Source organism: Ruegeria sp. B10 (assembly GCF_056539825.1).
This window is the reverse complement of record NZ_JBQFVP010000007.1, coordinates 273052-282368: the sequence shown is the minus strand read 5'-3', so window position 1 is coordinate 282368 and position 9317 is coordinate 273052. Positions and strand designations below refer to the sequence as shown.

Sequence of the window (9317 nt, the reverse complement as noted above, 5' to 3'; positions counted from 1 at the left end):
GGCGTGTGCCCACCCCCTCTCTGCGGCGGACCCCCGGGGGCGGCCGGGCCCCCGGCGGCGGGGGGCTTCCTCCCGGCCCCTGCCGGGCCCAACGGGAGGAAAGGTCTTGCCAAAGACCTTGACGACGGGCGGGAGTGTGCTCTGCTCTTGTGTCACCACGGTGACCCCCGTATCTAGTCAAAAACCGGACCTACAGGAGAAGCAACATGCTCAAAGGACTAGGCGGCCTGGGCGATATGGCCAAGATGATGAAATCCGCGCAGGATCTTCAGACCAAGATGACCGAGATGCAGGAAGAGCTGAACAACCTTATGGTTGTAGGCGAGTCCGGCGCAGGGCTGGTCAAGGCGACGGCAACCGCCAAAGGAGAGCTGAAGGGCCTGGATATCGACCCGTCGATCTTCAATGGCGACGACAAGGAAGTGGTTGAGGACTTGATCCTGGCCGCCATCAAGGACGCTCAGACCAAAGCCGCCGAGCGCTCGCAAGCCGAGATGGCCAAACTGACCGAAAGCATGGGCCTGCCCGCAGACATCAAGCTGCCGTTCTGATCTCCATCTTTTCAATAATACTACCGCCGGAGGCTCCCTCCGGCGCCAGACAGGACAGGCCGTGAGCTCCAACAGCGACATCGACAATTTGATCGACCTGATGGCCAAACTTCCCGGCCTCGGCCCTCGCTCGGCTCGCCGCGCGGTGCTGCATCTGATCCGGAAGCGCTCCCTGCTGCTGACGCCCCTGTCCGACGTGATGCAGCAAGTCGCCATCACAGCCCGCGAGTGCCTGAATTGCGGCAATGTGGGCACCACCGACATCTGTGACATCTGCAACGATGAGGCCCGCGCAACCGGAGAGCTCTGCGTGGTCGAAGACGTCGCCGACCTCTGGGCGATGGAGCGTGCCGGCGTGTTCAAAGGCCGCTACCACGTGTTGGGCGGCACGCTGTCGGCGCTGGATGGCGTCGGCCCGGACGAGTTGCGGATTCCCCGCCTCAAGGACCGGGTGGTGGCCGAAGGCGTCACCGAGATCATTCTGGCCCTGAACGCCACCGTCGACGGCCAGACCACGGCACATTACATCGCTGATCAGTTGGAGGGGCAGGTCCGCCTGACCTCACTAGCGCAAGGCGTGCCGATTGGAGGCGAGCTCGACTATCTGGATGACGGGACGATTACGGCAGCACTGAGGGCCCGAAAAGAGCTCTGAGTATTGCGCTACTACAGCAACCGGAACGCTTTCGCCCGGTCCGGTTGCACGCGAGACTCTGACTCGTATTTCAGGTGTAAGCGCCCGACGAGTAGGTCAATTCATAGGAATGGCTATAAATCTCGAAGACAATACCAAAGGGGTCTTCAACGTAGACCATTCGGTAGGGCTTCTCTCCGGGATAATAGTATCGAATCGGCATACGTTGTTTGCCACCCGCCGCAACGATTTTTTCTACCAGGCCTTCGACATCCGGGTCTTGGACGCAAAAATGGAACGTTCCATTCTGGCGAAAATCGATATTGTTTTCCGGTACATAATTACCGTCAAACTCGAAAAGCTCGAACCCGATGCGATCAGCAGTCGCAAGGTGCGCAATACGTAGTTTTTTCCATTCCGGACCAAACACATCAGTGCACATGACACCAATATCTGTGTCATCCTCTACCACATCAGTCGGTGGCATGATTACGTAGAAACCAAGGACTTCGGAGTAGAACTTCACAGCCTCATCGACGTTTGGGACGGACAATCCGATGTGAGAGAACGTTCTTGGATGTTGCGGCATGGCTCGCTCCTTGTTTTATGGGGCGAAAACTATTGTGCTACAGCTGAGTTTCAAGCGCCTACCCAGCGAGGCATACCCAGGTTCCGCCATGCACATAGGTCTTCTTTCGTGGTGCCATCAGTCAATAATGGCCTTTGCCTGCCGCACGCGGCGTGTACTATGGATATGACCTTATCCGTTTGATTTTGGGAACTGTTATGAAACGCCTTTTTGCCCTCACACTTGCCGCCTTTACAGCCACTGCAGCTTTTTCTCAGCAACTGATCGACAAAGGCTTTGTCGACGGCTGGAACATCATGATGGACCCCGCGTTGGGCAATGGGTGCCTGATCCAGACGGTGTATCAGGACCTCTCCGTCGTTCGGATCGGCTATGACGCGCTAGGCAATCGCGGGTATTTCGCCGTCTACAACAAGGCCTGGGGCGATATCGAACAAGGCAAAACTTACCCGATCCGATTTGCTCTGGACGGCAAAAGCTATGACGCTACCGCCATTGGCTTCAACGAGCGTGACGTCCCCGGCGCGACCGTCTTTTTCACTGACCGGAATTTCGTCACCGCGATTGCTCAGAACAAGACGATGACGGTTTACAACCCGGCGGGCGAAGTAGTGATGGCCATCGACCTCAAAGGCACTGCAAAGGCGCTGGAATACGCACGAGACTGTCAAAACAGAAAGCTTTAACGAATCGGGTCGAAAAGGGCGTCTTTGGCCGTGCAGTCCCGGATGACATCGCGGCCGCAGGGCACGGGATCAAGGTCGCGGGACAGGCACAGGCGAACCTCTTCGATGTAACCCTGTTTGCAGGTGATGGTGATCATGTCGCGCCCCAGCGTTGGGTTGGCCTTTAGAAAGGCCTCTTCGACGATCGACGCGGGCAGTTTGACCGAGGTATCAAGCTGGCGGAACACCTCGGGCCGGGTCACGCGACCATAAGCTTCGCGCGACAGATCCATATAGCCCCGCGCCGACAGGCCCGAACAGGTGCCGTGTTTCTTCCACTGATGCCATGCAAGGCCCGCACTGCCCTGAATATCCTCCATCGCGCGGGTCATTGCGCGCGACGGCGGGGCCTCGGGCGTGCGGCAATAGGAGGGCCAGCCCTGATGGAACTGAGGCCAGAGCCCGTGCAATATCCAGCCATGGTCATGCCGGGCGTCGCATTGATCTGAACCCCGCGCATCCCCTTCGCGCGCGCACCAGTTCGGAGACCAGCTCAGCGCCAGAACGTAGTAGTCGAACTCACCGGCCTTTTCGGCTTCGGCCAGCGCGGCAACGGCGCTTGTGACCCACAAAACCAGCGCTAAAAACCCTTGGCGCATTCGCCTCTTCCCTTCTTGCGTCGCGGCGACTATATACACCGCAAGTTCCCCGACAACGGAAACCTGCCCCAAAACCCCGGGGCCGCCGAATTCCGGCGACGGGACAGATGTATGTATAGGAGACGGGCTGATGGCAAAACCGCTTATGGCCAAGGCAACAGCCGTATGGCTGGTGGACAACACCACGATCAGCTTTAAGCAGATCGCGGATTTCGTAGGGATGCACGAGCTTGAAGTGCAGGGCATTGCCGATGGCGATGTGGCCGCTGGTGTTAAAGGGTTCGACCCGCTTGCCAACAACCAGTTGACGCAGGAAGAGATCGATGCAGCGCAGAACAACCCGCTGCACAAGCTGAAGCTCAAGTTCAACCCGTCGGCAACGGGCGAGGAAAAGCGCCGTGGTCCGCGCTACACCCCGCTGTCCAAGCGTCAGGACCGTCCGAACTCGATCCTGTGGCTGGTCAAGTTCCACCCCGAGCTTAGCGATGGTCAGATCGCCAAGCTGGTTGGCACCACCAAGCCGACCATCCAGTCAATCCGCGAACGTACGCACTGGAACATCGCCAACATGCAGCCCATCGACCCAGTTGCCTTGGGCCTGTGCAAACAGTCCGAACTGGACGCCGTGGTGCAGAAGGCCGCTGCGAAGAAAGCCGCCGAAGGCGGCGTGATGAGCGATGACGAGCGCCGCAAGCTGGTCTCGACCGAGCAGTCGCTGGAAATGGACGCAGCACCGAAGATCCCGACCGCGATTGAGGGTCTGGAAACCTTCTCGTTGTCGGAAGAGCCGGAAGCCGAAAAGGAAGACAGTGATCCGATCGTGGACGCCGACAGCTTCTTCAACCTGCCCAAAGGTGGCGGGGACGACGAAGATGAAGACGATCTGCGCCCCTGATTTCTGGCCCGCCCCGGTCTAAACTGGCTGGGGCGTTTTCTTGGGACCTCTCATGCTCAGCATTCTATCTGCCATCTTTGGCCCACACCGCGCCGTAACGATCTATGCCTTCCTAAAAACCTGGGGTTTGGGTCTGGCCGCTGCCGTGGTCATGGCTTTCATCGTCGGCGGTCTTTTCCTGTTAGGGGATGACGGCGAGCATGAGCATCATTCTTTCATGACCGTCCCGGTTCTGTCGGCCACAGCGATCAACGGGGATCTCAAGAACGGGGTCATTGCCTCGGTTCGTCTGCCGGATGGAACGGCCACGTCGATCACCTCAACCGAGGCGCCAGTATCCCAATCGGTGGGCACCAGCGCCTGCGTGGAAAAACGCGTCTACGTGGAAAGCGGAGAGGCACGATACCGGTTCAAACTACCTCGGTTCTGCGAGGCCGGTTGATCGCGAACGAACCAGAAGAAAACGCCCGGACAATGCGCCGGGCGTTTTCTTTTTCAGAGCATCTGGAAAAGGATTCCGGCGACAATCGCGCCCCCAACCCCAAGGGTCAAATAGGTTGCAAAGACGCGCGGTTTCACCAGTGACCAAACCGCAGCCATGGCCGGGATTGAGCTGACCGCCCCTGCCACCATGAATGACATGGCCGCCCCCGCCGTCATGCCTTGCTCCATCAGCCCCGCCAAAAGCGGTGGCGCGACGTAGGAGTTCAGATAGGCGGGCATTCCGACCAGCGCGGCAACGACGATGGGCAGAACGCCTTCTCCGCCGACAACGCGTGCGATCAGGTCTGCTGGCACATAGCTGACCAGAAGCGCCTCAAGCACATAGGCCAGAGCAAGCCATTTCAGCAGGAAGATACCGTTATGAACGAACTCAGAGCGGAAACGCTGACATCGTTCGGGTTCCTGCCAGAACTTCCAGACGGGTTTGTCATCCAGCTTGGGGCCGCAGCCACAGCAACCGGCGGGTTTGTATTCGCGCAGGGGCTGAACGAAGGCTCCGTTGCGCATCAGAAGACGCACGGCGAACCCGCCGAACAGACCCAAAGCGACTGCTGCAACGGCCTTGCCGATGGCAAAAGGCCACCCCAATGCGCCTGCGGTGATCAGCAATGTCGGCGGGTCGATCAGTGGTGAGCTGAGCCAGAAGGCCATCACCGCAGAGAGCGGCGCGCCCAATGCCAGAAGCCCGGCGATAAACGGGATGACCTCGCAGGAACAAAACGGAGCAAGCCCTCCGAACAGAGCGGCCAGCAAAATCATCCGGGTTTCCCGCCCCTCAAAAGCGCGCGCCACCATAACCTCGGCCCCGGTGGCCTTGAGATAGGACAGAAGGAGGACTGCGAAAAGGATATACTGGCCCGTATGCGCCAGTGCCTTGGCGGCGAAACTTGCGACCTCAGCCCAGTTGCCCGGATCGAGGACTGCGACAAGCGCCAGTATCGCGACGATCAAAGCCCAAGGCGTTTTGATCACATCCAACGCGAGTTTGGCCGAGGCTTTCGGATTTTGTGATAGTTCAGCCATCGTTTGCGGCCTTTCCGACTTCGTCTGCGCAGCATTCGCTGAGAATGAACTGCGCCAGGTTTCGCAATTCGTTGAAACAGGCGCGGTTTATGGTCGAGCGCCCGATCTTTTCCTGCTCGACCACGCCCCCTGCGGCCAGAAACCGAAGGTGATGCGCAAGCGTGGAGGGGGCAATTCCGGTGCGCGTCTGGATCTCACCCACGGTGAGACCGGCCTGCCCGGCCCTCACAAGTGTTTTCAGAACCTTCAACCGGGCCTCGGACCCCATGGCCGAAAATCCTGATGCAGCGGTTTCCCACATCTGAATTCTCCATTAAACTAGATTTCTAGTTTTTTAGGTGATTCGAGTTTTCTCGTCAAGTTGCGGAAAATTTCCTTCAGCGCGTAAGTCCAGATTGCCACCGCCTTAAGTCCAATATATAAGCGCTCATGGCTATCTCGGTTGACACTTTCTTTCTTGAGCTGAACGGACAGGGGACGCTGCAGGCGCAAATCCAGCAGATGATCGCCGAAGGCATTCTGTCGGGTCGGTTCCACATTGGGGAAAAGCTGCCCTCGTCCCGCAAGCTGGCGACCCATCTGGGCGTCAGCCGGATTACGGTGACACTGGCCTATACCGAGCTTCTGGCCAATGACTACCTGACCGCCAAAGGGCGTTCGGGCTACTACGTATCAGAAAACGCGCCGGTCCCACCGAAATACACGCCCGTCCCGCGCAGCGAAGAGACGGTCGACTGGGACAATGCGCTGGCCCGGCGGTTTTCGGGCGGTAATGTTCTGACCAAACCTCAGGACTGGCGCAACTACAAATACCCATTCATCTACGGGCAGGCTGACCGGACTCTGTTTGACCACGCGAACTGGCGACTTTGCGCGGTTCGGGCGCTGGGACACAAGGATTTCGAGTCCCTTACGACTGACTACGCTGATCAGGACGATCCTCTGCTGGTCGAGTTTATTGCCCGCCACACCCTGCCACGCCGAGGCATCACCGCCCGCCCCGAAGAGATCCTGATCACGCTGGGCGCGCAGAACGCGTTGTGGCTGGCCTCGCGCATTCTTTTAAAAAAAGGGCGCACCGCGGCAATCGAAGACCCCTGCTACTACGCGCTGCGTGAGCTGCTAAGCCATTCGGATTGCACCATGGCCCCAATCCGCGTTGATGGCGACGGGCTGCCGCCCGGGGCTTTGCCAGACGACACCGATGTTATCTTTACCACCCCCAGCCACCAAAGCCCCACAACGGCCACCATGCCCGTTAGCCGCAGAACCGCCCTTTTGGAACGCGCGTCCGCGCTGAACGCCATGATCGTTGAGGACGACTACGAGTTCGAGATGGCCTATCTGGGCGCGCCTTCACCCGCGCTCAAGTCGATGGATCGCGACGGGCGGGTGGTCTATGTGGGCAGCTTCTCGAAATCGCTGTTTCCGGGGTTGCGTCTGGGCTACATGGTCGGGTCCGAGACCTTCATCCGCGAGGCACGCGCGCTGCGGTCGCTCGTGTTGCGGCATCCACCGGGGCATGTTCAGCGCACGGCAGCCTATTTCTTGTCCCTCGGGCACTACGACGCTCAGATCCGGCGTATGTCGAACGCCCTGGCCCAACGGCGCGAGGCGTTGGACGAAGCCGTTCAGACCCATGCGCTACAGGTCGCGGGGCGCGGTGTACTCGGCGGGTCCTCCATATGGATGCAGGCCCCCGCTCATGTGGACACCGCGCAGCTGGCGGCCACATTGCAGGCGCAAGGGGTGCATATCGAACCTGGCGCGCCTTTCTTTTCGGGGCCAAGGCCGCCTCGGAATTTCTACCGTCTGGGATATTCCTCGATTGCGCCTGACCGTATCGAGGCCGGGGTGAAACTGATCGCGGATGCGATCCGGGCCAGTTAACCCTCGGCTGGACGTATTCCGCCGCCTCATCTGGCCCTAACGCCATCCGCACCCATACGCCAAAACCATATCAAAGGCCGGGCTGTACCCCCCGGCCAATTCACGCATTCAGTTTTGGAGAGCCACCGATGAAAATGACCACGGAAGAAGCCTTTGTTAAGGTTCTGCAGATGCACGGGATCGAGCATGCCTTTGGCATCATCGGTTCTGCCATGATGCCGATCTCGGATATTTTCGGGAAAGCTGGCATCACCTTCTGGGATTGCGCGCATGAAGGCTCTGGCGGCATGATGGCCGACGGCTACACCCGCGCCACCGGCAAAATGTCGATGATGATTGCGCAGAACGGCCCCGGCATCACCAACTTTGTTACCGCCGTCAAAACCGCCTACTGGAACCACACCCCGCTGCTGCTGGTCACTCCTCAGGCCGCGAACAAGACCATGGGCCAGGGCGGTTTCCAGGAAATGGAACAGATGCGGATGTTCGCAGACTGCGTCTGCTATCAGGAAGAAGTGCGCGACCCGTCGCGTATGGCCGAAGTCCTCAGCCGCGTGATCACCAAAGCCAAGCGCGCCTCAGCCCCGGCACAAATCAACGTGCCCCGTGACTTCTTCACTCAGGTCGTCGATATCGAACTGCCAGCCGTGGTCGAATTCGAACTGCCTTCGGGCGGCGCCTCTGCCGTGACCGAAGCTGCCGCTCTGCTGTCCGATGCCAAGAACCCAGTCATCCTTAACGGTGCTGGCACGGTACTGTCCGCGGGCGGCATCGAAGCGTCGAAAGAACTGGCCGAGCGTCTGGACGCCCCCGTGTGCGTTGGCTACCAGCACAACGACGCTTTCCCCGGCTCGCACCCGCTGTTTGCTGGCCCTCTGGGTTACAACGGCTCGAAAGCTGCGATGGAGCTGATCAAGGAAGCAGACGTGGTTCTCTGCCTTGGTACACGTCTGAACCCGTTCTCGACCCTGCCCGGATACGGTATGGAGTACTGGCCGACTGAAGCGAAAATCATTCAGGTCGACATCAACCCGGACCGCATCGGCCTGACCAAGAAGGTCTCCGTTGGTATCGTTGGCGACGCAGCCACCGTTGCAACAAGCATCCTGGCACAGCTTTCAGGCACTGCGGGCGATGAAGGCCGCGATGCGCGTAAGGCGAAAATCGCTGAAACCAAGTCGCGTTGGGCGCAGGAACTGACCTCAATGGACCACGAGCAGGACGACCCGGGCACGACCTGGAACGAACGCGCTCGTGCGGCCAAGCCGGACTGGATGAGCCCGCGTATGGCTTGGCGTGCGATTCAATCAGCACTGCCGAAAGAGGCGATCATCTCGTCCGACATCGGCAACAACTGCGCCATCGGCAACGCTTACCCCTCATTTGAAGAAGGTCGAAAATATCTTGCCCCTGGCCTGTTCGGCCCCTGTGGATACGGTCTGCCGTCGGTGATCGGCGCCAAGATCGGCTGCCCGGATGTGCCCGTTGTTGGTTTCTCGGGCGACGGTGCCTTTGGCATCGCCGTAACCGAGCTGACGGCAATCGGCCGTGAAGAATGGCCCGCCGTGACCCAGATCGTCTTCCGCAACTACCAGTGGGGAGCGGAAAAGCGGAACTCGACCCTGTGGTTCGACGACAACTTCGTCGGCACTGAGTTGGACACGAAGGTCTCTTACGCCGGTATCGCGGAGGCCTGCGGTCTGAAAGGCGTCGTCGCACGTACGCAGGACGAACTGACAGCTGCGCTGAACCAGGCGATCGAAGATCAGAAGAACGGCATCACCACCTTGATCGAAGCCATGATCAACCAGGAACTGGGTGAGCCGTTCCGCCGCGACGCGATGAAGAAGCCGGTTGCGGTTGCGGGTATCGAAGCAGCAGACATGAAGCCGCAAGTCGAGGCCTGA

11 protein-coding genes are annotated in these 9317 nt (G+C 59.5%); 7 read left to right on the top strand and 4 right to left on the bottom strand.

Annotated elements, in window-relative coordinates; all coding sequences use genetic code 11:
• Positions 1–206: 206 nt before the first annotated feature.
• Both ACR0J4_RS12095 and recR read left to right on the top strand, forming a co-directional pair.
• A complete protein-coding gene (locus ACR0J4_RS12095) occupies positions 207–551 on the top strand; it encodes a YbaB/EbfC family nucleoid-associated protein (protein WP_170328851.1) in 345 nt (114 codons plus the stop codon).
• Positions 552–612: 61 nt separating this feature from the next.
• Positions 613–1206: a recombination mediator RecR gene (recR, locus tag ACR0J4_RS12090; RefSeq protein ID WP_170552512.1), complete on the top strand. Its 594-nt coding sequence runs from the start codon at positions 613–615 to the stop codon at positions 1204–1206.
• Positions 1207–1276: 70 nt separating this feature from the next.
• On the opposite strand, the gene ACR0J4_RS12085 is transcribed toward recR, so the two are convergent.
• A complete protein-coding gene (locus ACR0J4_RS12085) occupies positions 1277–1774 on the bottom strand; it encodes a lactoylglutathione lyase family protein (RefSeq protein ID WP_170483306.1) in 498 nt (165 codons plus the stop codon).
• A 197-nt stretch (positions 1775–1971) separates the two neighbouring features.
• On the opposite strand from ACR0J4_RS12085, the gene ACR0J4_RS12080 reads away from it, so the two are divergent.
• On the top strand, positions 1972–2460 hold the full coding sequence (locus ACR0J4_RS12080) for a hypothetical protein (protein ID WP_170638333.1): 489 nt from the start codon (positions 1972–1974) through the stop codon (positions 2458–2460).
• On the opposite strand, the gene ACR0J4_RS12075 is transcribed toward ACR0J4_RS12080, so the two are convergent.
• Complete coding sequence (locus tag ACR0J4_RS12075) at positions 2457–3098, bottom strand: ribonuclease T2 (protein ID WP_170642668.1); 642 nt, start codon at positions 3096–3098, stop codon at positions 2457–2459. The two genes, ACR0J4_RS12080 and ACR0J4_RS12075, sit on opposite strands and share 4 nt — an antisense overlap.
• Before the next feature lie 130 nt (positions 3099–3228).
• Between ACR0J4_RS12075 and ACR0J4_RS12070 the strand changes: the two genes are divergently transcribed.
• Together ACR0J4_RS12070 and ACR0J4_RS12065 are read left to right on the top strand one after the other, a co-directional pair.
• Positions 3229–3993, top strand: a complete 765-nt coding sequence (locus ACR0J4_RS12070; protein ID WP_170642667.1) for a DUF1013 domain-containing protein — start codon at positions 3229–3231, stop codon at positions 3991–3993.
• Positions 3994–4045: 52 nt separating this feature from the next.
• The gene (locus tag ACR0J4_RS12065) at positions 4046–4435 is read left to right on the top strand and encodes a hypothetical protein (RefSeq protein WP_170552503.1); all 390 of its coding nucleotides are present in this window, start codon (positions 4046–4048) and stop codon (positions 4433–4435) included.
• A 53-nt stretch (positions 4436–4488) separates the two neighbouring features.
• Here ACR0J4_RS12065 and ACR0J4_RS12060 read toward each other — a convergent pair whose 3' ends face one another.
• Both ACR0J4_RS12060 and ACR0J4_RS12055 read right to left on the bottom strand, forming a co-directional pair.
• Complete coding sequence (locus ACR0J4_RS12060; protein WP_170747261.1) at positions 4489–5520, bottom strand: permease; 1032 nt, start codon at positions 5518–5520, stop codon at positions 4489–4491.
• Positions 5513–5821, bottom strand: coding sequence for an ArsR/SmtB family transcription factor (locus ACR0J4_RS12055; RefSeq protein WP_170642665.1), 309 nt, complete (start codon positions 5819–5821; stop codon positions 5513–5515). The genes ACR0J4_RS12060 and ACR0J4_RS12055 overlap by 8 nt, the downstream gene beginning before the upstream one ends.
• Before the next feature lie 128 nt (positions 5822–5949).
• Here ACR0J4_RS12055 and pdxR point away from each other — a divergent pair, with 128 nt between their 5' ends.
• Positions 5950–7410 (top strand): MocR-like pyridoxine biosynthesis transcription factor PdxR, encoded by a 1461-nt coding sequence (gene pdxR / locus ACR0J4_RS12050; RefSeq protein WP_170552497.1) that lies wholly within the window; start codon positions 5950–5952, stop codon positions 7408–7410.
• 128 nt (positions 7411–7538) lie between these two features.
• Positions 7539–9317 carry a sulfoacetaldehyde acetyltransferase gene (gene xsc, locus ACR0J4_RS12045; RefSeq protein ID WP_170642664.1) on the top strand — a complete coding sequence of 593 codons (1779 nt, stop codon included), beginning with the start codon at positions 7539–7541 and terminating at the stop codon, positions 9315–9317.

Bases quoted from the DNA above. Each gene is read 5' to 3' on its own strand.
- ACR0J4_RS12095 (WP_170328851.1), top strand. From the start codon at position 207: ATGCTCAAAGGACTAGGCGGCCTGGGCGATATGGCCAAGATGATGAAA.
- ACR0J4_RS12085 (WP_170483306.1), bottom strand. From the start codon at position 1,774: ATGCCGCAACATCCAAGAACGTTCTCTCACATCGGATTGTCCGTCCCA.
- ACR0J4_RS12080 (WP_170638333.1), top strand. From the start codon at position 1,972: ATGAAACGCCTTTTTGCCCTCACACTTGCCGCCTTTACAGCCACTGCA.
- ACR0J4_RS12075 (WP_170642668.1), bottom strand. From the start codon at position 3,098: ATGCGCCAAGGGTTTTTAGCGCTGGTTTTGTGGGTCACAAGCGCCGTT.
- ACR0J4_RS12070 (WP_170642667.1), top strand. From the start codon at position 3,229: ATGGCAAAACCGCTTATGGCCAAGGCAACAGCCGTATGGCTGGTGGAC.
- ACR0J4_RS12065 (WP_170552503.1), top strand. From the start codon at position 4,046: ATGCTCAGCATTCTATCTGCCATCTTTGGCCCACACCGCGCCGTAACG.
- ACR0J4_RS12060 (WP_170747261.1), bottom strand. From the start codon at position 5,520: ATGGCTGAACTATCACAAAATCCGAAAGCCTCGGCCAAACTCGCGTTG.
- ACR0J4_RS12055 (WP_170642665.1), bottom strand. From the start codon at position 5,821: ATGTGGGAAACCGCTGCATCAGGATTTTCGGCCATGGGGTCCGAGGCC.
- pdxR (WP_170552497.1), top strand. From the start codon at position 5,950: ATGGCTATCTCGGTTGACACTTTCTTTCTTGAGCTGAACGGACAGGGG.
- xsc (WP_170642664.1), top strand. From the start codon at position 7,539: ATGAAAATGACCACGGAAGAAGCCTTTGTTAAGGTTCTGCAGATGCAC.